Origin of the sequence: Vibrio sp. 2-1-2a (assembly GCF_032648565.1) — a bacterium.
GTDB lineage: Bacteria > Pseudomonadota > Gammaproteobacteria > Enterobacterales > Vibrionaceae > Vibrio > Vibrio diabolicus.
Genome location: NZ_WBOH01000003.1, coordinates 403,265 through 428,434, shown reverse-complemented (window position 1 = coordinate 428,434; position 25,170 = coordinate 403,265). Strand labels below are relative to the sequence as shown.

Annotated in this window: 11 protein-coding genes; 8 read left to right on the top strand and 3 right to left on the bottom strand. The window is 44.8% G+C overall.

Features of this window, described 5'->3' with window-relative positions; genetic code table 11:
- Positions 1–121: 121 nt before the first annotated feature.
- From F7Y48_RS10250 to vctC, 5 genes are all read left to right on the top strand, one after another.
- Positions 122–802: a Crp/Fnr family transcriptional regulator gene (locus tag F7Y48_RS10250; protein ID WP_005397172.1), complete on the top strand. Its 681-nt coding sequence runs from the start codon at positions 122–124 to the stop codon at positions 800–802.
- Positions 803–965: 163 nt separating this feature from the next.
- Positions 966–1,874 (top strand): siderophore ABC transporter substrate-binding protein, encoded by a 909-nt coding sequence (locus tag F7Y48_RS10245; RefSeq protein WP_253644584.1) that lies wholly within the window; start codon positions 966–968, stop codon positions 1,872–1,874.
- Positions 1,875–1,896: 22 nt separating this feature from the next.
- Positions 1,897–2,832: an iron chelate uptake ABC transporter permease subunit VctD gene (gene vctD, locus F7Y48_RS10240; RefSeq protein WP_041853077.1), complete on the top strand. Its 936-nt coding sequence runs from the start codon at positions 1,897–1,899 to the stop codon at positions 2,830–2,832.
- Positions 2,825–3,775 (top strand): iron chelate uptake ABC transporter permease subunit VctG, encoded by a 951-nt coding sequence (gene vctG, locus F7Y48_RS10235; protein WP_005397178.1) that lies wholly within the window; start codon positions 2,825–2,827, stop codon positions 3,773–3,775. Before vctD ends, vctG begins: the two co-directional genes overlap by 8 nt.
- 2 nt (positions 3,776–3,777) lie before the next feature.
- Entirely contained in the window at positions 3,778–4,533 is a 756-nt protein-coding gene (gene vctC / locus F7Y48_RS10230) for an iron chelate ABC transporter ATP-binding protein VctC (protein WP_253644583.1), read from the top strand.
- A gap of 54 nt (positions 4,534–4,587) precedes the next feature.
- Here vctC and cueR read toward each other — a convergent pair whose 3' ends face one another.
- Both cueR and F7Y48_RS10220 read right to left on the bottom strand, forming a co-directional pair.
- Positions 4,588–4,974, bottom strand: coding sequence for a Cu(I)-responsive transcriptional regulator (gene cueR / locus F7Y48_RS10225; RefSeq protein WP_012842332.1), 387 nt, complete (start codon positions 4,972–4,974; stop codon positions 4,588–4,590).
- An 87-nt stretch (positions 4,975–5,061) separates the two neighbouring features.
- On the bottom strand, positions 5,062–6,030 hold the full coding sequence (locus tag F7Y48_RS10220; protein ID WP_258508466.1) for a helix-turn-helix domain-containing protein: 969 nt from the start codon (positions 6,028–6,030) through the stop codon (positions 5,062–5,064).
- Positions 6,031–6,146: 116 nt separating this feature from the next.
- Between F7Y48_RS10220 and F7Y48_RS10215 the strand changes: the two genes are divergently transcribed.
- Together F7Y48_RS10215 and F7Y48_RS10210 are read left to right on the top strand one after the other, a co-directional pair.
- Positions 6,147–8,153: a TonB-dependent siderophore receptor gene (locus tag F7Y48_RS10215; RefSeq protein ID WP_258508464.1), complete on the top strand. Its 2,007-nt coding sequence runs from the start codon at positions 6,147–6,149 to the stop codon at positions 8,151–8,153.
- A 42-nt stretch (positions 8,154–8,195) separates the two neighbouring features.
- Complete coding sequence (locus tag F7Y48_RS10210) at positions 8,196–8,477, top strand: DUF2218 domain-containing protein (protein WP_316683808.1); 282 nt, start codon at positions 8,196–8,198, stop codon at positions 8,475–8,477.
- Positions 8,478–8,575: 98 nt separating this feature from the next.
- Here F7Y48_RS10210 and F7Y48_RS10205 read toward each other — a convergent pair whose 3' ends face one another.
- Positions 8,576–8,821 (bottom strand): YgjV family protein, encoded by a 246-nt coding sequence (locus F7Y48_RS10205; RefSeq protein WP_005397186.1) that lies wholly within the window; start codon positions 8,819–8,821, stop codon positions 8,576–8,578.
- An 860-nt stretch (positions 8,822–9,681) separates the two neighbouring features.
- Between F7Y48_RS10205 and F7Y48_RS10200 the strand changes: the two genes are divergently transcribed.
- Positions 9,682–25,053, top strand: a complete 15,372-nt coding sequence (locus F7Y48_RS10200; RefSeq protein ID WP_316683805.1) for a retention module-containing protein — start codon at positions 9,682–9,684, stop codon at positions 25,051–25,053.
- The last annotated feature ends 117 nt before the right edge of the window (positions 25,054–25,170 follow it).

Genomic DNA, 25,170 nt, shown 5'->3' with positions numbered 1-25,170 from the left:
TTCAGTAACTCTTATAAATCAATGAATGTAAAGCGACAGGCCACTGTCGCTTTTTTATTTGGTGTTACGGGGTACAATCCACCTGAGATAGTTATCAGTAACTTTTCTGAGAGAGCAGAGAATGAAAATCAGCCCGTATCCAACTGGCCGCTTCAAAACATACCTTGAAAAAAAGAGCGTTGCCTTTCGTGAGATGATCTATCAGTGTCAAATTAGTACGCGTTACTTTGATGCTGGGGAAGAAATTCTCCGTCAAGGTGAGCAACTTCAGTATTTATATGTTGTGCCGGTAGGTCGAGTGTCAATGAGTATATTGGCCGCGAATGGGCGACGCTTTCAATTAGGAGAGGCAAACTGCGACTACCATATCTATGGTGAAATGGAGTACTTCACTCAGACTCCTTGCCAATGGAATGTGATTGCAGATGAGCACATGCAGGTTGATGTCATCTGCATCCAAAAACTAACTGAAGCGCTACAAAAGCATCCAGAAATGATGGTGTTCTTTGCTTCAGCGTTGGCCGAAGATTATCAAGACTCTATGGATATCTATACCAATCGGTTATTGCATCCCATTACTTATAATATTGCGTATGATCTTTTCGTCCGTAATCAAACCAACACATTGCTCGGTGGCTTTGACAAAGTGAATCAAGAAGCTGAGCGATTTGGTACTTCTGGTCGTGTTTATCGACGTGCAGTTAAAGATTTGATTGAAAAGGGATTGATTGCAAAAACGGAAAACGGGTTGGAGATTATTGATGAGCCTGCACTCAAAGCATTTATCGAAGCGCATGAATGATACACCTAGATATTGCAATGAATGGTTTTTATAAGTCTTTGATATAGTTGAAGCTCGAATAAGCGTAACTAATGTAAAGTACCTTAAATTTTGTTGAATGCAGTAAAGAGTAACGTTATATTGCGAACGCGCATGATAATAGATCTCATTAAGGCTTAACAAAATGAAAAAATTCGTCGGTGCGGCTTTGCTGTCGCTATTTACTGTTTCTCCTTCTTTCGCTGCTAAGGTTGTGATTGACCATTACATGGGTCAAACCGAGCTAGAACAATCACCAGAACGCGTGGTTGTGATTGGCTTTGGACCGCTAGATGCGCTGGACAACTTTGGTATCGATCCTGTTGCAGTCTCTAACTCTTCTAATCTGCCTAGCTACCTTTCAAAATACAGCAAAGATAACTACACCTCTGCGGGTAGTTTGTTTGAACCTGACTTTGAAACCATTTACATGCAAAAACCGGATTTGATATTGGTTGGTCCGCGAGCGTCTGCGAAATATGAAGAGCTGAGTGAAATTGCTCCTACGGTCGTTTTTGCTGCGAAAGAGAATCAAGGTTACTGGGAAGGTACGCAAGCACAGTGGCGCAATATTGGTAAAATCTTCGATATCGAAGAAAAAGTAGAGCAGAAAATTGAAGCGCTAGATGCTCAATTCAAAGCAATCCGTGACTACAATCAATCAAATAACAATGATGCGTTAACGATTTTAAGCATGGGTGACAACATCAGTGCGTTTGGATCTCAATCGCGATTTGGTGTGATTTATAACGATTTCGGTTTCTTGGAAACAGTTGAAAACGTGAAGACGGGCACTCACGGAGATGTTATTTCTTATGAATTTATTCGTGAAGCTAACCCGAAAAATATACTCGTAGTTGACCGCAATTCGCTGAAAGGCACGCCAGATAACGATATTCGTAAGTCCATGGATAACGACTTAGTCAAAGCAACCGCCGCATATAAGAATCACAAAATCACTTATTTAGATGTGGACGCGTGGTATTTGTCGATGTCTGGTGTGACTGCAACAGAAAAAATGGTCAGTGAGATCAAGCAAACCGTTGAACTTTAATCCAAGATAGCAGAGGTTAACTTTGAAAAAGTTATTGCTAACCCTTGTGGTTTTAAGCACGGTTTCGTTGTTTGTTGGGGTGGCAAACATGACGCCCCAACAGTTATTTTCGGGTGATGAGAAAGCGTTAGAGCTTTTCTTTACCAGCCGTATACCACGTTTATTCGCCATACTGCTTGCTGGTGCAGGCTTAAGTATTGCAGGCCTTATTATGCAGCAAATCAGCCAGAACCGATTTGCTGCACCTTCTACAACCGGTACGATCGAATGCGCCATGCTGGGCTATGTACTGAGCGTGGTTTTCTTTGGCAACGACAATCACCTATGGCTTGTCTTCGGTATTTCGGTGTTCGGGACGCTAGCATTTATTTTCTTTATTCAACGCATTCAATTTAAGAGTGTGGTCTTTGTGCCACTTGTCGGAATTATTTTCGGCAATGTCATCCAATCCATGACCACGTTTATCGCTTACAAATACGATGCACTTCAAAGTCTGAATGCTTGGACAGTAGCGAATTTTGCCAACATCTTACGTGGTGACTTTGAGCTACTGTACATCGCGGTACCAATGGCTATTCTAAGCTATCTTTTTGCCGCACGGATTTCAGCTGTGGGTATCGGAAAAGATTTCGCGGTTAACTTGGGGTTAAATTATCAGCAGGTTGTCACGATTGGCGTGCTGTTGGTGTCAATCATGTCAGCAAGTGTCGTGATGATTGTGGGACAGCTGCCATTCCTTGGTCTGATTGTGCCGAACCTCGTTAGTCACTTTTATGGTGATAACCTCAAAAAGAACATTCCGCTTACGGCCATGTATGGGGCGACTTTAGTGCTGTGTTGCGACTTGGTGAGTCGTTTGATTATCTTCCCTCATGAAATGCCAATCTCTATCGTGATCAGCATATTGGGTGGCGTGGTATTCATCGCGATGTTGTTGCGAGGTAAGCAACATGCGTGATTCAACGAAAATCCTACTGCTAGGTGGCATTGCGGTACTTTTTGCATGTTTGTTTATTGGTATTGGGCTAACGGCTGACAACTACCAGTATTTTTTATCTCGTAGAGTTCCTAAAGTATTGGCGATAGTGTTAGCGGGTGTGGCTATTGCTCAGTCTTCACTTGTATTTCAAACCATTACGCACAACCGAATTTTAACGCCAAGTATCATGGGGTTTGATGCGCTGTATGTGTTGACGCAAATTTTGATCGTGCTGATTTTTGGTGGTTTGAGTACTTTAGTTCTTAACTTGTATGTCAATTTCGCGATTGCCGTAATTGTAATGGTGTCGTTTTCGTTATTGTTGTTTGGTTTTTACTTTTCTAAAGGAAGCAAGAACTTGATTACGTTGCTATTGGTCGGCTTGATCTTTGGTCAGCTATTTTCCAATGCGGCGTCATTTTTCTCTTTGCTGATGGACCCAAATACGTTTGCAATCGTTCAATCGAAACTTTACGCCAGCTTTAATAATGTAAAAGTGAATTTGGTTTACTTTAGTGCACCAGCTTTGATGTTTGCATGTTGGTTGCTATTTAGTATGCATCGCACTTTAGACGTGTTTTGGCTCGACCAAGACAATGCGAAAAGTTTGGGCGTCGACGTACCTAAGGTGACGCGAAATGTATTCATTATCTCGGCGGTTCTGATAGCTATTTCTACGGCTCTAGTGGGACCAATTATGTTCTTTGGTTTGCTGGTGACCAACTTAAGCCGAGAAATGTTCCGAAGTTACCAACACAAAACGCTACTGGTTGGTTGTTCGTTTCTCTCCATCAGCTCGTTACTGGCTGGGCAATGGATTATCGAGAACGTGTTCAGTTTTGAGACGACGTTGAGTGTCGTTATTAACTTTATTGGTGGTGCGTATTTCTTATATCTACTACTGAAAAACAAAGTTGTATAAATATGATAGTGATAGACAAATTAACGAAGGCCTTCGGTTCAAATAAAGTGGTTGATGAGGCCAATACTCAGTTTGAAAAGGGCAAGGTAACATCGATTATTGGCCCGAATGGCGCGGGAAAGAGCACGCTGTTATCTATGGCTTCGCGCTTAACGGAGCGGGATGGTGGTAGTGTTATCATTGATTGCAAGGAAATTGCGGAATGGGACACTAAAGAGTTAGCGAAAAAGCTGGCGGTACTTCGTCAAGCCAACTCGATTACCATGCGATTTACCGTGAAAGAGTTGGTCTCTTTTGGCCGTTTCCCATACTCCAAAGGAAATCTGACCAAAGAAGATCATGTGGTGATTGAACAAGCGATCGACTATCTAGATTTACAAGGTATCCAAGACAAATATTTGGATGAATTAAGTGGTGGTCAGCGACAGCTTGCGTTTATTGCCATGGTGATTGCACAAGATACAGACTACGTTTTTCTTGATGAACCACTTAACAATCTAGATATCAAACACTCTCTTCAGATCATGAAAGTCGTGCAGCGGTTAGCTCATGACATGAACAAAGCCATGGTGGTGGTAATTCATGATATTAATTTCGCAGCGTGCTACTCGGATGTCATATTGGCGCTTAAGCAAGGCAAAGTTGTGGCAAGTGGTGCGGTGGAGGAGGTGATTCAGGCGTCTACGCTAGAGGATATCTACGAAACGCCGTTTAATATTATCGAATTAAACGGCAAGCGCATGTGTACTTACCATTAATCCAACCTCAGGGCTTAATGAAAGCGATTCCTCAATGAGGATAGATAGGCGAGTTTACTTGGTGAGCTCGTCTATGATTGGGCATCGGCTTTCAGCGTCTCCCGGACAAGAAGAAACCCAACCTTCAAGTTGCGTTTTGATCTCCATGAGGTGCGCGATTTTTTCTTCAACCTCTCTCAGCTTATCCATGGTTCTTGCTTTTACTTCGCTGCTTTTTCGGTTGGGATTATGGGCAAGCTGCACAAACTCTTTGCATTCTTGCAGTGAAAAGCCAGCGTTTTTTGCGCGTGATACTAAGTTAAGCTCTTGAATATGATTATCTGAATATTCGCGATAGCCAGAGTCGCTGCGCGCTGGTGGAGATATGATCCCTTTGTCTTCATACAATCGAATCGACTTAGATGAAAGCCCAGTAAGCTTTGCGACAGCACCAATATTCATGTTCAACCTCCATAACGTTTAAGGCGAGTATATACCGATGTTGTGGATAAGACACTCCTAAATAACAGTCAGTTACCTGGGACCTCTTTACTCTTTTATCACTTCATGCGGTGGTACACCAAATACCTTTTTGAAAGCGCAGGTGAAGTTGGAAGGGTGGTGGTATCCGGCTTCATAAGCAGCTTCCGTGATCGTCACTAGGCCACGTTCCAAGTGCTGCCTCGCAATCTCAAGGCGACGAAAGCGAATATAACCATTTACGGTCATATTCAGTGATTGTTTAAATCGGCGCTGCAGGTTTGAAACGCTCATTGAAAACACGCTTGCCAACTTTTCTAAGCCTAGTTCTTGCTCAAGGTGAGTTTCTATATAGCTAACAATATCCTCTATTCGACCATCTGTGTGCCGTTCAAGGTTATTTTTATTAGCACTGAAGTGCTTGGGGATTTGCTCAGTCGCTTGATGCAAAATTTGATAGATCAAGCTTTCAACTTCCAACTTATCTTGGAATTCTTGTGGTGTTTCTCGGCTTGTCAGCGTTTCAGCCAGTTCGCACAACGCCTGGTTAAGCTCTAGAGGATGAAACGCCTGATGAGAGTTAAAAAAGGACCGATGACGACAGGTTTGGTCAAGGCGAGCCTCTAGCCACTGGGGCTTAACCAATATGTTGATCTTATTAATGAGGTTATCTTTGAGCAGTGAGCGACGAAAGTTTGCAGGTTTGAGTAGGTTCACCACGACACCTTTAGGGCCGTCGCCTGCGTCTAAATCAAATTGCAAATCGTCATAGCCAAACGAGAGCTTACCTTCTAAAAGAATAGTGACCAACAGTGAGGCGTGGGCAGTAGAAACAATATGTGAATCAACAAGCTCTAGGCAACGTCCACCATGAACAAAGATTTGATCATTGTACTGATATGATAGGAATTTGCCTTCTGCCAGTTGAGTTTGACAAGGTTGACCTTGAGTGACGATCCACTGTTTTTCTGTGGCTTCCAGTTTTTGGGTTAAAGCGATCTTGGCAATTCTAGTTCGTTTTGGTGTGACTTCCTGCATTTGACACTTCCTCATAACACTTGTGCGATTTCGCATAATCAAATCGCCTTTGTATTTATAAAACTCATGTTTATTATACTTGAGAATTATTATCATTAATATTTAGGAATGAAGTTATGGAAAGCCCTGCTTGTTCATCTATCAAGCTTTCAAGCCTTTGCCTTGCAGTGGGAATGGCGCTATCAAACCCTGTTTTAGCTCAAGATACCGAGTCACATTTTGAAGAAGTCGTTGTATGGGGAACAAAAGTTTCTAGCAATACTGAGTCGATGTTTGCGGACGACATGTCACTGAAGCAAGCGGATCATATGTCTGATTTACTGCGCGATATTCCCGGTGTGGATGTTGGTGGAACACACTCTGTGAATCAACGTATTACCATTCGTGGTTTGAGCGAAACCGATTTGGACATTCGTCTTGATGGTGCTTCTCAGCATGCGAGCATGTTCCATCACATTGGTAACTTGACGCTAAACCCTGACATTCTCAAATCTGCCGATATCCAGGTAGGTAATAACTCTGTGACTCAAAATGGCTTAGGCGGCTCGGTTTATTTTGAAACGAAAGACGCTCGCGATTTACTTCGTTACGATGAAACCTTTGGCGCTCGTGTTTATGGCGGTTATGCATCCAACGACAACCAACAAGGCTCGTTGACACTGTACGGGCTTTTGTCCGAAAACATTGATGCGATAGTTTATGGCCATTACGTTACGCGCGATGACTTTGAAGATGGTGACGGCAACAAAACCTATGGCGCTGCGGGTGATGTTTACAACATTCTGGCTAAGTTGGGGTATGAACTAAACGACATCCATCGTTTTGAGCTCTCTTATGACATGTACCGAGACAGTGGTGATTACAGTCCGCGTCCTGATATGTCGGGTAGTGCGAACAATGGCTTATCGAGCACGTTACTTATTCCTACGGATTATGACCGAGATACCGTTACCTTGAGTTACGAGCTGCGAGGCGAACAGCATAAAGGTAACGTCACACTTTATAATACCGAGACAGAAATTAAACGGGATGAGAGCGTTATGGCTCCTCGCTGGCCTTCGAACCGTTTATCGAAGAACACCGCTAAAAACCAAAACTTTGGTTTGAATGGTAAGTTCCAGTCGGATGTTATGTTAGGTGAGTTTGATAATCGAATCACCTATGGTTTCGACTACATGGATAAGACATCTTCAAGTTACTACGGTAGTCGTAAGTTCATGGATGAATCGGCCATTTCAACCGCATTGTTTGTAGAAGACCAGTTCTTCTTCTCTGATGCTTTCTTTGTTACCGCAGGTATGCGTTTTGATGATTACAAACGTGAAGCTGAAACGGGGACGAGTAACTATGATGATGTGACCTGGGCCCTAGCAGCAGAATGGGCAGTCACTCAGGATTGGACGTTGTTTGCGAGCGCACGCTCTCTATTCAAAGGCCCCGAGCTGATGGAAACCTTTATTGCTTACCAAGACGTTGCATTTTTAGAGGATGGACTAAAGCCAGAAACGGGGTTGAACACACAGGGTGGTGTCCGTTTTGATAAAACCTTTGATAAGCATTTCTTTGGAGCGAATATTACGGCATTCCAAACGGAAATTGATGATTACATTGCAGACCAGTACCAAAACGCGACTCAAACTTACCTGATTTACAACTTAGGTGATGTCGAGATTAAAGGCTTTGAGGCAAGTGCTTCTTATGGCTACGACAAGTTTAACAGCAAACTTTCTTACTCTAAGTCGGACACCAAAAACAAGAATACTGGTGGCCCTGTTGCTGGGGGGAATGGGCGTAGCATTGATATGGGTGATAGTATTGCTCTAACTTTGGATTACCAGTCAGACGCTTTAGAAACGATCTTCGGGTGGAACTCAATGTTTGTTCTAGAAGAAGACAACGTCTTTGATGGTCAGCCAAAGAAAGCAAGTTATGATGTACATAATCTATATGCTCAATGGGTGCCGTCTGATATTGATGGACTGTCGGTGACCTTTGGTATTGATAATGTATTTGACGAGTTGTACAGCTCTCATGCGTCTCGTTCGGGTACTGCACGTGGCTTCACGCTTGATGACTACGAGCCGGGTCGCAACTTCAAACTTTCTGCTGCTTATCAATTCTAATAGGGCTCCCGAGAGGGGGCGCTTCAAAACACGAGTAAATTCATGATTAAAGGAAGCACCCGAATAGATAGCGAACACGCTGACAAATACTTAGTGACGCTTTGTCGGCATTTTGGACGAAAGGTTCCTGCTACTTGGAATGAAAACAGCGGTTTGGTGACATTTCCGACGGGAAAAGCGGAGTTTGCTCTTGGTGAGTCTAGCTTGACCATTATTTGTGAGGCGGATTCCGAAGAGAAACTGGGCAAAGTGAAGGCGATCATCTCATCGCATGTAGACATGTTCTCTCGTAGAGAAACATTAGCACTTAACTGGGTTCGCTAGAGCTATTGATGAATGTGCAGAAAATGAGAGCGCATTAAAAGCAAAAAGCCCGCGATCTTATCATTCGCGGGCTTTTATTGTTCGAATGCTATTGCTTTTTAGGCTCTAGATTCTAGGCTTTTTTTTTCCTGTTGCATTTTTGCTAGGAAGTAGATATTAACGCAAGCAATAAAGCCGTTAGTTAATACTACAGGCCAAGAATCAATCATTAGTCCGTAAGCAGTAAATAGCGCACAACCAATAAAGTTAAGGATACGAAGCTTAACAATATCTTTCATAGTTAGCGAAATTGCGACCATGATTGAAGCTGCATAACCTAAAATCTCAACCATATTCATGTCCATTTTTTGACCCTCTTAAAATCTGCCGAATTTTGTCGGTACCAATTCTTCTCATCTTGAGATTAATGAGGAAGCTCCATGCCTCGAATGGTCTTTTTTTGTTGTATGGACGCACTATATCAATGGAAAAACCGTGATAAAAGCCTCAAATCAAGGTTAAGAGAAGGTTAGCGATTACGCAAACGTTTAGGACGGGAATTACTGATAATTTTACTTATTGTGTTGATTGATAATAACGATGGTATTAATAGCTCTCACATCATTGAAAGTGGGGGAATATTTACATATGATTGAAAATGATAATTATTTTCAAGTGTGATGTTTATGTATTTTCTTATTAGCTTGCTCGTATTTTTTTTACTGTATATCAGGACAAAGCCGAATTCGTGGTGCTCGGGAATTCATATTTTGAGCCACATTTTCATGGTTATATTTTGTCCAACGATTTATGTCATTCAATATTTAATCGTCACGTTTTTCTCGTCACCAATATTGATTAAGTTGTCATCACGTTCAGGTGTATACAACATTCTTATTGCTTTTCTTCCATTATTGATTGCAACCGGTAGTTTGGCGTTTAGCTGAGCGTTTTCATCTATCTTCTTTTTTAAAACGACTACACTTATACGGAATAAGGTATCAATTTCATATAATTAATCGATATTGCGGTGTTAGGACATGTGTCACATTTCTGTGACTACTAGTAAGTTTTACTTACTTTGCTCATTAGTGCGCCATTTATCGATTGTTTAATGAGTTGATACTTAGTCTAATCGTCTAAAGGTGTGCAGTATGCCGCACTAAATCATTTAAAAACTATCTAAAAAGGTTAATGGGAAACGTAGGCCATTAGCGGAGGTCAGATGAGTACGCAAACCGTGCCGCAGAACGCGATTGTAAATGCTGTCAAAGGTGAAGTCTTGGTTTTAGGTCTGGATGGAAAAGTCAGGTCTATAAAAGCGGGGGATGAGTTAATATCTGGCGAAGTGATCATTACTGAAAATAACGCTTCTCTTGATGTACAGATACATAATGAGCTGTATCTGGTTGATGCTAATTGTGTCGCGTGCCTTCCAGAACCTTCTTTTGAACAACCAGAAACCTTGCTGCAATCTCCAGTTAATGGCCAGGTTACTTTCGATCCAACAGCTATCGAAGGTGCTAACTTTGATGCTAATGATGTCGCGGCCATCCAACAGGCCATTTTAGATGGTGCTGACCCGACTGCTATTTTGGAAGCAACGGCTGCTGGTGCTGGCGCTGAAGGCTCAGCCAATGCTGGCTATGTGACCGTTGAATATAATAATCCGGAAGTACTTGCCTCCACCTTTTTTGAGACGTCAGCGACTCGTAGCGGTGTAGAAGAACGCTATGAAGCTGATGATTTGGATGTCACTATTTTTGCCGATGGCGGACAATCACTGCAATCTAGCGTAACAGAAGGCTCAATTTCTCTATCAAGCTATCCGCAAACCATTTCTTCTAGTGTGCTGGTTGAAGCAGGGGATCTCGCACTTGATACCGCTTCATTTGTACCTGAAACGTCCTCATTAGAGTCTCTGTTAACCGAGCTAAATAGTGATATTACCTCTGCTGGTCAGCCAGTGGCGTTCGTTTATGACGAAGCGCAAAATGCCATTATCGGCACTCAAGAAGGTAACGAAGTGCTTCGTATAGAGATCGAAGCGACATCTTTAGGCCGTGATTTAGAGTTAGAGGTCGTTACCACGATTAGCCAGGGCATTGACCATGTCGCTTCTGTTGCTGATGGTCAAGTTTCCATCTCCGGTGATCAAATCAATATCGCTTTTGACATTACAGGCGCAGATATTGGTGGTAACAGTATTCAAGCACCTATCGATTTCACGACAACCGTTATTGATGGCGATGATCCGGCGCCGCAAAACGTTACTTTCGAAAACGTTGAATCTTCTTCTACTCCGATTACTGGCACTTTTGTTGATATTGGTAGTGATCAATTGGCAACGGTCACATTTAATCAAGAAGGACTTAGTCAATTTGATGGCCTATTGAGTGATAATCAGGCGACAGAGGCGGTACTATCTGAAGACGGCAGCACTATCACCTTGTCCGTTGCGGGCTCTAATGAAACCGTTTTAACTATCAGTCTTAACACTGATGGTACCTACCAATTTGAGCAATTTAAGCCGTTAGAACAAACAAACGGTGAAGATACGATTGAGCTCTCTTTGCCAACCACAATCGTCGATTTCGACCAAGATACGGCAAGCAACACCTTTACGTTAAACATCCTTGATGGCGATAATCCAGTGATTGAAACCGTGACGGGATTGTCTTTAGACGAAGCGGGTGTTGACCAAGGTTCACAGGAAGGCGCGGTAGTAACAAGTGGCACTGGGTCGATCACGACAGCGGTCGGTAGTGACATCATTGATCACTATGAGTTGGAACCTACAGAGTTTAATGTTGGTGGAGAACTCCAATCTCAAGGGCAGGTTGTTCAACTGGAACTAGCGTCAGAGAGCAACGGCGTGCGCACTTACGAAGGCTTCATCGAGCTGGATGGCGTGCGTATCACAGTATTTGATGTGGCGATTGATGCGCCTGCATTGGGCGAATACCAATTCAACTTGTATGAACAACTTGACCATACGGGTGCTAACGATGACTCGCTTACTTTCTCACTGCCGGTTTACGCAGTAGATGCGGATGGCGACCGCTCCTCGATTACTGAAGGTTCGAACACACCAGAAGCGGCGCAAATTGTCATTCAAGTTCAAGATGACGTTCCTTCGATTGATGGTGTTGATGCGCTGGCTGTCGATGAAGATGATTTAAGTTCGGTAGGCTCTGACCAATCACAGCCAACATTAGTTGAAGGCCAGTTCACGACAACTCAGGGCTCAGACCGAGTTGTAAGTTATCAATTAGAGAGCGGAACTGATCCACTCAATGGGTTGGAATCACAGGGTCGATCTATCTCTCTGACGGAAACAGCCAACTCAGATGGCAGCTTTACCTATTCTGCAACGGCAGAAGGGGACGCTATCTTCACCTTACAAGTGAACCCTGATGGTTCTTATTCATTTACTCTTGAAGGTCCAATCGATCATGCTGTGGGCAGCGATAGCTTAACTCTAGACTTCACTATTGTCGCAACGGACTTTGACGGTGACACCAGTTCACTTGTTCTACCAGTGACCATTGCTGATGATGTGCCAACCATTAACGACGTTGTTGCTCTTGCCGTCGATGAAGATGATTTAAGTTCGGTAGGCTCTGACCAATCACAGCCAACGTTAGTTGAAGGTCAGTTCACGACGACTCAGGGTTCTGATGGCGTCGTGCAGTATCAGCTGGATGTAAACGCTGATCCTTTAAATGGCCTGCAATCTCAAGGTCAAACCGTCTCCATTGCCGAAACGCAAAATGCAGACGGCAGTTACACCTACAGCGCAACGGCAAATGGCAGTGCAGTTTTCACATTAATTTTGAATACTGATGGCTCGTACAGTTTTGAGCTGCAAGGTCCAATCGACCATGCGGCAAATAGCGACAGCTTAACCCTTGATTTTAGCGTTATTGCTACCGATTTCGATGGTGACACAAGCCAAATCGTACTGCCTGTTACCATCGTGGATGATAAACCGACCATTACCGATGTCGGTGCGATTACCGTTGATGAAGATGACTTAGGCACGATTGGTTCGGATCAAACTGACCCGATTTCAATCGATGGCAACTTCACCACCACACAAGGTTCTGACCGAGTAGTGAGCTATCAGCTTGACGCGTCTGCAACACCAGTGGCTGGACTCACATCGCAAGGCGTGGCAGTCACGCTAACTGAAACCGCAAACGGCGATGGCAGCTTTACTTACGAGGCGACAGCGGGGACTGAAGCGGTCTTTACGCTGACAGTGAATACCGATGGCTCTTATAACTTCACGCTTGAAGGGCCAATCGACCACGCGGTAGATAGCGATGAGTTAACGCTGAACTTCCCAATCATCGCAACAGACTTTGATGGTGACACCACAAACGCGACTATCCCTGTCACCATCGTGGACGATAAGCCAGTTATTACTGATGTGGATGCAATTACGGTTGATGAAGATGATCTAGCATCAATCGGTTCAGACCAAAGTAATCCAACTTCTATTGATGGCAGCTTCATAACCACGCAAGGCTCAGACCGTGTGGTGAGCTACCAACTCGATGCTTCATCAACACCGGTTGACGGTTTAACATCTCAAGGTGTGGCGGTAACGCTAACAGAAACCGCAAATGGTGATGGTAGTTTCACTTATGAAGCGACAGCGGGTTCTGAAGCGATCTTTACGCTGACTGTGAATACTGATGGTACTTACAACTTCACGCTAGAAGGGCCAATTGATCACGCTGTGGATAGTGACGAGCTGACACTCAACTTCCCAATTATCACAACCGACTTTGATGGCGACACCGTTACTGAAACCATTCCAGTCACGATTGTTGATGATGTACCGACCATTACAGCGGTGGATGCGTTGAGTGTCGATGAAGATGACCTTGGCGGTGTGGGCTCGGACCCAGGCGGCGATCTGTTCGTTGAAGGCGCGTTTACGACCACTCAAGGCTCTGACCGAGTGGTGAGCTATCAATTGGATTCAACAGCCGATCCTGTTGCGGGCCTGACGTCTCAAGGTGAGGCGATTACCTTGGTGGAAACCGTGAATGGTGACGGCAGCTTTACCTATGTCGCGACCGCAGATGGTAATCTTGTTTTTACCCTAAACGTCGCAACGGATGGTACGTACAACTTTACGCTTCAAGGACCAATCGACCATGCGGCCAACAGTGACAGCCTAACGATTGATTTCCCGATTATTGCCACCGATTTTGATGGTGATACGGTCACGGCAATTATTCCAGTCACGATCACGGATGATGCACCAATCATCGATAATGTCGTGCCTCTGGCTGTCGACGAAGATGATCTCTCAGGTATTGGCTCAGACCAAAGCGACGCTGTTTATGTAGAAGGTGCGTTCACGACCACTCAAGGGTCAGACCGTGTGGTGAGCTACCAACTTGATTCAACGGCTGATCCTGTCGCAGGTTTAACTTCTCAAGGTGAGCCTGTTACTTTGGTAGAGACTGCGAATGCCGATGGCAGCTTTACTTACGTTGCTACCGCGGATGGCAATCCGGTCTTCACCATGAATGTGAATGCTGATGGCACATACAACTTCCGTCTGGAAGGGCCGGTCGACCATGCGTTAAACAGCGATGAGTTAGTACTGAACTTCCCAATCATTGCGACGGATTTTGATGGTGATACGACGACCGCGACCATTCCAGTCACCATTACTGATGACGTTCCAAGCATCGACAACGTTGTTCCACTGACAGTAGACGAAGATGATCTCGCCACAATAGGCTCAGACCATAACGATGATGCGTTTATGTCTGGTTCGTTTAGTACGACAGAAGGCTCGGACAGCGTTGTTAAATACCAGCTTGATGCAACCGCGGATCCAGTAGCAGGGTTGACCTCTCATAGTGAGCCTGTCGTGCTTGCTGAGACGGCAAACGGTGATGGTAGCTTTACTTACACTGCCACAGCAGATGGCAATGCCGTATTTGAATTAGTGCTGAAGCCAGATGGCAGCTACACCTTTACTCTGCAAGGTCCACTAGACCATGCGATGAATAGCGACAGCCTACAAATCGATTTCCCGATTATCGCAACAGACTTTGATGGCGACACTTCAACTAAAATACTGCCTGTCACTATTGTTGATGATCAGCCAAGCATTACTAATGTTGATGCGATCAGCGTGGATGAAGATGACTTGGCGACGATTGGCTCTGATCAAAACGAGTCCGTGTCGATTGATGGTCACTTTGTCACGACGGGCTCTGATCATGTTGTGCGTTATCAGTTAGACGCGTCCTCTAACCCTGTTGATGGCTTAACCTCACACGGGGTAGTGGTGACAATGACGGAAAGCGCGAATACGGATGGCAGTTTTACCTATACCGCTACCGCAGGATCAGAAGCCGTATTTACCTTGACGGTGAACAGCGACGGCAGTTACAACTTCACGCTTGAAGGTCCAATTGACCATGCAACAGGGAGTGATGAGCTGACGCTGAACTTCCCAATCATCGCGACAGATTTTGATGGTGATACCACCACAGAAACGATCCCAGTCACCATCGTCGATGACAAGCCGACTATTACTGATGTCGATGCGATTACCGTTGATGAAGATGATTTAGCCACGATTGGCTCGGATCAAAACGATCCAATATCAATCGATGGCAACTTCACCACAACGCAAGGCTCTGACCGAGTGGTAAGCTATCAGCTCGACGCTTCTGCAACACCAGTGGATGGTCTGACATCACAAGGCGTGGCGGTCACGCTGACTGAAACCGCAAATGGCGACGGCAGCTTTACCTACAAAGCAACGGCAGGCACAGAAGCAGTCTTTACGCTGACGGTGAATACCGATGGTAGTTACAACTTCACGCTTGAAGGCCCAATCGATCATGCTGTTAATAGTGATGAGTTAACGCTCAACTTCCCAATCATCGCAACAGACTTTGATGGCGACACGTCTGCTGAGACAATTCCTGTCAAGATCGTTGATGACAAGCCGACACTTGGTGGCATCGAAGCAACCAGTGTGCAAACGGTTGACGAGGACGATATCCCAACAGTCGGATCTGATGGTACGCAGTCGAACAGCATTGCCGGTAACTTCATCGCGACTGATGGCTCTGATGGCATTGTGGAGTACGGCGTTTCTGACCTAACGACGCCAGTACAAGGCCTGACCTCTGGTGGTCAATCACTGGTTATGGTTGAAGTATCAAACGCAGGTGGCGTTTCAGTTTACGAAGCTCGTATTGATGGCACGACGACACCAGTATTCCGTGTGACCCTCGATGCCTCTGATGACAGCTACACGTTCGATTTGCTTGCTCCTCTCGATCATCCAAATGCTGATGACCAAAATGAACTGGTCATCAATTTACCGATAAACGCGACGGACTTTGATGGAGACGTGTCGAACAACATCACCTTACCAATTACGGTTGTGGATGATGTTCCGACCATTGATGGTTTACTAGCAGGCAGCGAACAAACCGTTGATGAAGATGACCTACCAGCAGGTACGGATGCTGCAAGTGCAGAAGATACTGTTATTTCAGGTACTTTTGATATAACCGAAGGTGCTGACCAAGTTGCTTCTATTCAGCTTAGTGACCTGACCACGCCTGTTGCGTCACTGACTTCAGATGGTGACGCTATCACCTTAGTTCTGTCTTCTAGCGCAAACGGCGTGAACGTATACCAAGGTGTCTCTGGCAATCCTGCTGAAGTGGTGTTCGAACTGACGTTGGATGCAACGAACAATTCCTACGAGTTCGATTTACAGAAGCCGCTTGATCACCCAGATGGTAATCATCAAAACGAGATCATTATTAACCTCCCTGTGACCGCGACAGATAATGATGGTGATACTTCTCCAGCCTTCACATTGCCAATTACCGTTGTGGACGATGTTCCAGTTGTTACCAATATTGAAAGTCTACGTGTCGACGAAGATGACTTACCTCTTGGTTCTGATAGCACTAAAGAGCCGTTAACGGTATCAGGTGAATTCGAAGTCACTAGCGCAGATGGTATTGATTCTTTCGAATTAGATCTGAGCTCAAATCCTATCCCGAATCTGAAATCGGGTGGAGAAGTGGTAACACTTTCTCAAGACGTTGGTGCTTCAACTGCTGACGCGCTTGTTTACGTGGGACAAACTCCGGGTGGAGTGACTGTCTTCACGTTGACACTTCATCAAGATGGTAAATACGACTTTGAGTTATCTGGTCAGTTAGATCAAGCGGTTAACTCTGATGAGATTTTGTTGAATCTACCTGTGAAGATTACAGATGGCGACAACGATACCATCACTGCGACCTTGCCAGTGACTGTCGTAGATGACAAGCCAACCATTGATGCTATTAGCTCTGGTAGTACCTTGTCTGTGGATGAGGATGATATTCCAAGCCAAGGTTCAGACGATACGCCAGAATCCAATATCATTGGCGGCAACTTTGACGTTACGGATGGTGCTGATTCTATCGTTAGCTTCCAGTTGGATAGCTTGACGTCACCTGTATCAGGACTTACCTCAGGCGGTCAGCCGCTTGAATTGGTTGAGTTTTCAAATTCAAACGGTGTGATTGAGTACCGAGCTTATGTACAAGGTACGACGGATACCGTCTTTAAACTGACGCTAAATGGTTCAGTAGACAGTTATGAATTTGAACTGTTGGGTGCACTTGATCATCCTGCGGGTAACGATGAAAACTCGTTAGTCATCAACTTCCCAGTCAATGCGACCGATTTTGACGGCGATGTGTCCAATAACATCACCTTGCCGATCACTGTGGTGGACGATGTTCCAGCGATTGTGAAAGTGACAGACTCTAGCCAACAAACCGTTGATGAAGATGATCTTGCTGGTGGCTCAGACACGACAAGTGGCGATTCAACGGTATTAACTGGTGGATTTGAAGTCGTTGATGGCGCGGATGAGATAGTCAGCTACCAAGTTTCTGACCTCAATGCGGTTGTGTCTGGCTTAACTTCAAACGGCAACAGCATCGAGTTGAATGTGGTGAGCTCGGTTGGTGGTGTAACCAGTTACCAAGCGGTCATTGCTGGCACCTCAACTAAGATCTTCACGCTGTCTCTTGATGCGAATAACGACAGTTACCAATTTGAACTATTGGGACCCATCGACCATGACGCTATTCAAGGTGAAAACAACCTTGTCATTGATATCCCAATTACAGTCACAGATTTTGATGGTGACACGTCATCATCACTGAATCTTCCAATTACCGTGGTTGATGACATTCCCGAAATTAAATCAGCAGATGCTTTGGCTGTTGATGAGGATGACCTCACCAATGGCTCTCAGGCAACCAACAAAGACAGCCTTGAAGCAACGGGTAATTTCGATACGGTGGAAGGGGCAGATACCGTTGTCTCTTACCAGTTGGATCTTACTTCTAACCCGATACCAGGAGTCACTTCAGGTGGTCTTGCGGTGACGTTAGTTCAAACCGCGGTAAGCAACAACAACTTTACTTATCAAGGTCAAACACCTGATGGTAACTCAGTGTTCACGCTAGTTTTGAACGCTGACGGCTCTTACAAGTTTACACTTGAGGGGGCGCTCGACCACACAACCCAAGGCGAAGATACACTCATACTCGATCTTCCTGTATTTGCGACCGATGTCGATGGCGATACGGCAGGTATTAACTTACCAGTGACGATTACCGATGATGTTCCAACCTTGTACGATGCATCTATTTCGCGTGTTGAGGGACAAGGCAGCCGCACGGTTCATTTATTCCAAGATGCTGTAGAAGGTGATGACGATCTTGGTGCTGACGGCGCACAAATAACTTCATTTTCGGCTGATGGTTCAGGCATTTACTTTAAGCAAAACGGTGTTGATTCCGATTCTGTCGATTTGAACGGCAGCGACCAAGTCGTATTTGTTCACAAGGTTCTTGACGGAGTGGATACTGAAATCGGTCGTTTGGTTGTTCGAACTGATGGCAGTGTGTCATTCCGTCCTAATGACGATCTTGACCATACCGAAACCGACTCGATTGATTTCACCATCAACGTTGTTGCAACCGATGGTGATGGCGATATCGCAGATGCCGATGTGGATATCTCGATAAGAGACCGCAATGCGCAAATTGACACGTCTACCGTTACTGCGTTCGAGGACCAAGGGCGTGATGGTGTCGTTGTGGGCGTTGACTCTGCAAATACTCAGGACAACTTGTCGACGCTGGATGTCAACCCGGCGAAAGTCGACTTGGTTATCAATTTACATGATATCGACCGTAACGAGAGCTTAGGTGACATCACTATTCGAGATGCTGATACTCACAACGGTACGTTCTACTACCGAGACGGTAGTGGCAACTACATTGAATTAACATCTGTGGGCAATACGGTTGTTCTCGACGCATCAAATGTCGAGCAGTCATTCAATGGTGAGCTTGTCTCGTTAGATAACTTGTACTTCGTACCAGATCGTCATACCTCAACCGATGCTTCTGGTATCGATCCTCGTATCCGTGTGGAAATTCTTAACAATGGTACGCCAGATCATACGATTAATGGTCGTTTAGACATTGAAGTTGCTGCCGTTGCAGATATTGCAACGTGGACGGCAAACAGTGAATTTAACTACTCGGTTGATGAAGACGGAAACAACGTCTCACTTAATATCACGGCTGAAACTCAAGATACTAGTAACCCTGAAGGCATTGTGTACGAACTCGTCTTTACACAAGGGGAAGATAACGCAGAGTTAGTATATTCGGATGGTAGTGCGATTCCACAAACTGGTGGTGTTTATCTCGTAGATGCCAGCCGAATTGGTGACGTTCAAATTGACCCAATCGATAATTTCTCGGGCGAAATCAAGATTGATGTAACCGCGATTACAACAGAAAACAATAATCCGTTATCAGGGAAGGAAACGGCACGTTCAGAGACAGAAACTATCATCATTGATGTTAACCCAATCGCGGACCCAGGTAGTTTTACAGTCAACCGAATCAATGTCTTTGAGGATAATGCTCGAACTCAAGACACCGTCAATCCTGTCACGGATCATGATCCACTTCAGTTAAGTGAAGTGATTACCATGAAGCCGTCTGCGGATTTAGATGGTTCTGAAGCACTGTTTGTGCGTATTTCTGACTTCTCAATTGATGGCGTTACGTTAGTGTGGCTTGATTCAGCAAACCCAAGTCAAATCGTGGAAGTGACCGATTCAAGCGGCAATGTACTCTATTACGAAGTGCCAGAATCTGAGTTAGCCAACGTCGAAGTGCTTCCTCCGTTGCACAGCAATGATGACTTTACTTTCAACGTTGAAGGTATCGTCAAAGACACGGCATCGTTATCTAATGGGGTTGCCGAAGATATTTTGTCACTAGGCAGCAAAACAGTGATCGTCGGTGTGAAAGGCGTAGCTGACATACCATTTATTGAGCTGAATGATAAATCAGGGATCTGGCATGAGTTTAATGACGGCAATGTAAGAGGTATTGAGACTAATATCGATGAGAATGGTCAAGTAGAGTTGGGCTTTAGTGTCATCTCTGGCGAGTTACCAGATAACCCGAATGACCACTCAGAGTCGGTTACGGTTCTGCTGTCCAATATTCCTGCAGGTGTTGAGGTATTTGATAGCGATGGTGCATCCGTCGATCTGACTTTTGTCGGCTATGACGCGCAAAATCAGCCAATCTATGAAGCCAATATCACCACGGCGAATATTAATTCTGGAATTGTTATTAAACCGGAAGCGTCATCGACGGAGAACATTCATATTACAGCGACGACGATCGTCACAGAGAATGATGGTCACAGTCGAACCTCATCGGGTGAGATCCGAATTATTGTCGCTCCTGTCATTGATGCGCAAGATAACTACACGGTTCAATCAGAAGGTGATGAAGATACACGCTTTAATATTGATTGGAAGCCAACGTTGGCTCAAAGCCCTGATACAGACGAGTTCTTTAGTGAGGTGACGATTTCTGGATTTCCTCCAGGCAGCACGGTTTATGTCGATGGCGTAGCACAAACATTGGTTTCTGGAACATTAACACTTTCGCCACTAGCGAACGAGTCGGAGCAAGACTTTTCTGCTCGAATCTCTCAAAGCGGGTATGTCCAGGTGCAATTAGAGCAAGACTCTAGTACTGACTTTGATTTGAATACTACGGTGACGGTGAAAGAGATTGACCACGAATATGTCGATGCTTCTAATCCAGGGCAGGGAATTGCAGAAAAAACCATCAATGGCATGGTGCATGTCCAAGTCAATCCAATCGTTGAGCCAGAAAATACAACAGGATCGCTAGACGCCCAGACACGTTTGCTTGTTACTGAAAGCACTGGCGTTGTCACTGACATCGTGAAGTCAGACGGTCAAGGGAACATTGATTTTACGATCAATACTTCAACGGGTGGGGAGTCTGGTGCGAATATCATCAAATACCAAGAGTTTGACGCCTCTTCAGATGAAGTGGTGACTCAGCTTGTTGTTCAGTTCCACAATGTCGACCCTGAGATTCTCAATCAATTGGTCATTGTTGGTGCATTGAACGAAGGCGGCGGTCGATGGACAGTCATTGACGAAGAAAACTTCTCGATTAAAGCGCCTTCGGGTCTTGATTTAACGCCAAACGACGACAGCGATGATGGTGACAACGGCGGTCTATCTCAAATTGGGTTAACCATCTATGCCGAGGTCAACGATTTAGGTGAAGATGCCGTTGAAAAAGACGCAACAGTAGTAAGAGAGACTGACGTGACACTTGAGTTTCCGACGGTTCTCACGCCGCAAACAAGTGTTGCAGCTGAAATTCAGGTGGCTGATGACGTCCAAATTGAAGCATCGGAAGATAATGCGATCGACCTTGGCACTCAATTGACGTCGAAAGTCGATGCGATTAATGCGGATGGTGTGGAAGATGTTTTGACTGTTGTTATTGATCCATCTGCACCCGGTATTCCTCCAGGCTTGGTGATAACAGGCACTGATATCGATTTTGTCAATGGTAAATACGTTTTCCAAGCAGATATTGATGCTAGTGGCAATATCACAGGTTTGGACGGTTTAACGATGCACTTGGCTGAAGATTACGCTGGTGATTTCGAATTGCCTGTGAGGTTTGTCACCAAAGACACAGAGTCTGGCGACGAAAAAGAAAACAACGTGCGAATTCCAGTCCAGGTTTTACCGATTGCAGATGTTCCGAGTTCGGCGGGTGATCAGCCATTAGATGGTGATGTTACACCAAATGTGACAGTGGATATCACAGGTACTCTCGGTTTAGACGCTAACAAACAACCAGTTAATGACCTCAATAACGATGTACCAACGGCGGATGGTGTGGGTTATGAAGATGGTTTAATCCAACTTAATCTAAATGTCGATTTTGCTGACCGTTATAACAATATCCAAGGTGGTCAGGAAACGCTAACGAACATCAAGTTAGCACTCGATGACGCAACACTGGGGGAGTTTGTTGACGCAAATGGCAATAGCTTAGGGACAAGTATTGAGTTTAATGAAGCTGAGATTTTAGCGGGTGCGCTTGATAATGTTCTGTTTAAGCCGAAAGAAAATTATCCCGTAGGTGGGGGACAAAACACCGTCAAGATTAATATCGAAGGAGAGATCACGGACGAGGCTGTATTTGATCAGTCTATCCTAAATAACCCTGGCGATAATATCGATATAAGAACTTTTACTGATGACGTGACATTCGAAGTTACGCCAGTGGTGGACGATATTACGATTACAGGTGCCGATCCTACGAAGCCAATTACCGTGGTTGGTGACGAAGATACTTTAATTTCGTTGAATCAATCAGGCTCTGGGGTTTCGATCAGCTTAAACGATAATGATGGCTCTGAAAGTTTCGTTTCACTCAAGTTAACAGGGATCCCTGATGATTTTGTCGTGCAATCCAATTCCTCTGATTATGTTGTTAAGAACAACGGCGGAGGAGAATGGAGTATTCAGCTAAAAGACCTTACTCAGACATCCGTTGATTTGAGTGACATCCAAATCAAACCGCCGAAAAACTTCAGTGGCGAGGCAGAGATTGGCATTACCGTGTTCATCCAAGAAGAATTGTTACAAGTACCAACAGAGCGAACTAATAACTTTACGCTGGTTGTGAATCCTATTGGCGATGATGTCGATGTGAATCCTGATACTTCAGCTGCGGGGAATGAGGGAGAAGATATTGTTATCAACGTCAATGCGCTGGTGGTTGATAACAAAGAGTCCATCGGAGATGGCGCAACCTACCAGGAAAATGATCCAGAGACGCTGAGAGTTGAGATTTCAAATGTCCCTGATGGGGCGAGTGTTTCATTACCTGATGGAACGGTGTTTACTGACCAAGGAAATGGCGTCTTCGTATTAGAAATCGATGCTCAAGATTTGGATCAAGTGGTCTTTAATTCTGGTGATCGCAACGATAACTCATGGGGTGGGTCACTGCATTTCAAAGTGCAAGCGGTTGATACCGGGCTCGATGGTCGCCAAAGTTTAGGTTCAGCCGAGGAGTTTGACGTAGCTGTTGATGTTGAAGCGGTGAATGATCGACCGGAGTTCGCGAATGTCATTGACGTTGAAACACCAGAAGACAACGCTATCCTGCTGGATACATTTGGTATTTCGGATGTGGATGCGGTACTTGATGATCCTACCGCAGAGTATGTCTTGAATATTGCTGTCGATAGCGGTTACTTGGCGCTCAATCCATCGATTATTGCCAATTACGGATTGACGGTTTCTGGAGACGGCACGGGTTCAATTGAACTGAAAGGAACCGTATCTGACCTTAACGCCGCTATCGCTGATGGTTTAGTGGAGTTTAACCCAGCGCTTAACTTCTTTGGTAACGTCAATGTCGACATCTCTGTCGATGACCAAGGCAACGAAGGGATTGTGATTAGCGGTGTCGATGAAACACTCAATTCAAATAGCAGCCAATTTGTAATTGAAGTCACAGAGGTGAATGATGCGCCAACAACATCGGAAGTGACGCTGACAAGTATTGATGAAGACAGCGGTGCTGTTATTGTTACCGCAGCGGACTTGCTGGTTAATGCGGTTGATATTGAATCGGACAATTTAACCGTTAGCAATGTTACGCTTGTCGACCCTGCAGCAGGGACGCTTACTCAACTGAGCTCAACGGAGTGGAGCTTTGAACCTGCTCCTGATTTTTACGGGGATGTAAGCTTTAATTACGATATTACGGATGATGGCATGACCAATGGCGTCTCGGATCCGAAGACCGTCAGTGGCTCAGCCGTGATGACAGTGCAGGCGATTAACGATGCTCCGGAGATTGATGGCTCAATGGTCACAAATACGATTATGGAGTCATCGGATCAAAAAATCTCAGGTTTCGAAATTACCGATGTTGATTTTGCAGGTATTCATGAGAATGAAATCATGACGGTGTCACTCAGCATCGATGAGGGTGATATAAGTGTCGTTGTCCCGGCGGGGAGTGGCATTACTCAAGGCGTTGGTTTAGCAGGTGAAACTGTACTGATGGGGACTTTGTCTCAGCTTAATAGTCTTTTCGCTTCGACGGATCCGGATGTCGGTGTATTTATTGATGCCAGTGACGTGAACAGCAATTCTATTGCGCTTACCGTTACCGCTGATGACAACGGTATCTTCTATGACAACTTAACGGGTACCTCACTACAAACATCAGAAACGTTTGATATTAACGTAACGCCGGTCGCTGACGTACCAAACTTGGCCATTGATCAGAACTTTAGTTACATTCAAAGAATTAGTGCGAGTCAAAGTGCAAGCCGTCAAGGCATCGCGCTGGTGGGTATTATGGCGGCGTTGACCGATGTCGATGAAGTACTGGCCTTAGAGCTCACTGGCGTGCCAAGAGGAGCCACGATCACGAGTGAAGCTACAACATCGAATATCAGCTTTGATGGTACAACATGGACTGTTCCAGAAGATGAAATTGATACGCTACATATCAATAATGCGATCCCGGGAGATTACGATATTACATTGACTGCGGTTTCTACAGCATCAAATGGTGACCAAGCGTATTCAACGCCATTGGATATTAATCTAAACGTTACACTAAATAGTCAAGATATAGATCAGTCTGCTGAAAGTGAAGACAGCTATCTTATTGGTAGTGATGCAGGCATTACTTTAGCAGCAGGTACGGGAGATGATTATATCCTAGGAGGAGATGGAGATGACGTGCTTATCGGCGGACTAGGCTCTGATATTCTGACTGGTGGTGCGGGTAGCGATATCTTTAAATGGACAGAAGACACGGTGGATAATGGTGCGATTGACACCATCACTGACTTTAGCGTCAATGAGGACACCATTGACCTCAAAGACGTGATCGCTGATTTGAATGACCCAACGGCGGGTATTGATGATTTACTTGCGCACATTCAAGCCGATTACGACGCATCAACAGAAAATGTTTCTCTGAACATTACGACGGATGCAAATGTCCAGCAAACCATTGTGGTGGAAAACTTAGGTACATCGATAGACTTCAACGGTCTTAGCTCCAATGAGATTGTAGAGTCATTGCTGAATCACGGTGTTATTGATAACGGATAAATTTGGATTCAACATAAAACGGGCGGCTTTAACAAGGCGTCCGTTTTTATTGGGAGTTATTGGTTTTTATCGAGACTTATTGAATCGAAATAGCACAACATTAGGTAGCAAAAGAGG

Excerpts from the sequence above, each read along its gene's own strand:
- F7Y48_RS10250 (WP_005397172.1), top strand. The coding sequence starts at position 122 with ATGAAAATCAGCCCGTATCCAACTGGCCGCTTCAAAACATACCTTGAA.
- F7Y48_RS10245 (WP_253644584.1), top strand. The coding sequence starts at position 966 with ATGAAAAAATTCGTCGGTGCGGCTTTGCTGTCGCTATTTACTGTTTCT.
- vctG (WP_005397178.1), top strand. The coding sequence starts at position 2,825 with ATGCGTGATTCAACGAAAATCCTACTGCTAGGTGGCATTGCGGTACTT.
- vctC (WP_253644583.1), top strand. The coding sequence starts at position 3,778 with ATGATAGTGATAGACAAATTAACGAAGGCCTTCGGTTCAAATAAAGTG.
- cueR (WP_012842332.1), bottom strand. The coding sequence starts at position 4,974 with ATGAATATTGGTGCTGTCGCAAAGCTTACTGGGCTTTCATCTAAGTCG.
- F7Y48_RS10220 (WP_258508466.1), bottom strand. The coding sequence starts at position 6,030 with ATGCAGGAAGTCACACCAAAACGAACTAGAATTGCCAAGATCGCTTTA.
- F7Y48_RS10215 (WP_258508464.1), top strand. The coding sequence starts at position 6,147 with ATGGAAAGCCCTGCTTGTTCATCTATCAAGCTTTCAAGCCTTTGCCTT.
- F7Y48_RS10210 (WP_316683808.1), top strand. The coding sequence starts at position 8,196 with ATGATTAAAGGAAGCACCCGAATAGATAGCGAACACGCTGACAAATAC.
- F7Y48_RS10205 (WP_005397186.1), bottom strand. The coding sequence starts at position 8,821 with ATGGACATGAATATGGTTGAGATTTTAGGTTATGCAGCTTCAATCATG.
- F7Y48_RS10200 (WP_316683805.1), top strand. The coding sequence starts at position 9,682 with ATGAGTACGCAAACCGTGCCGCAGAACGCGATTGTAAATGCTGTCAAA.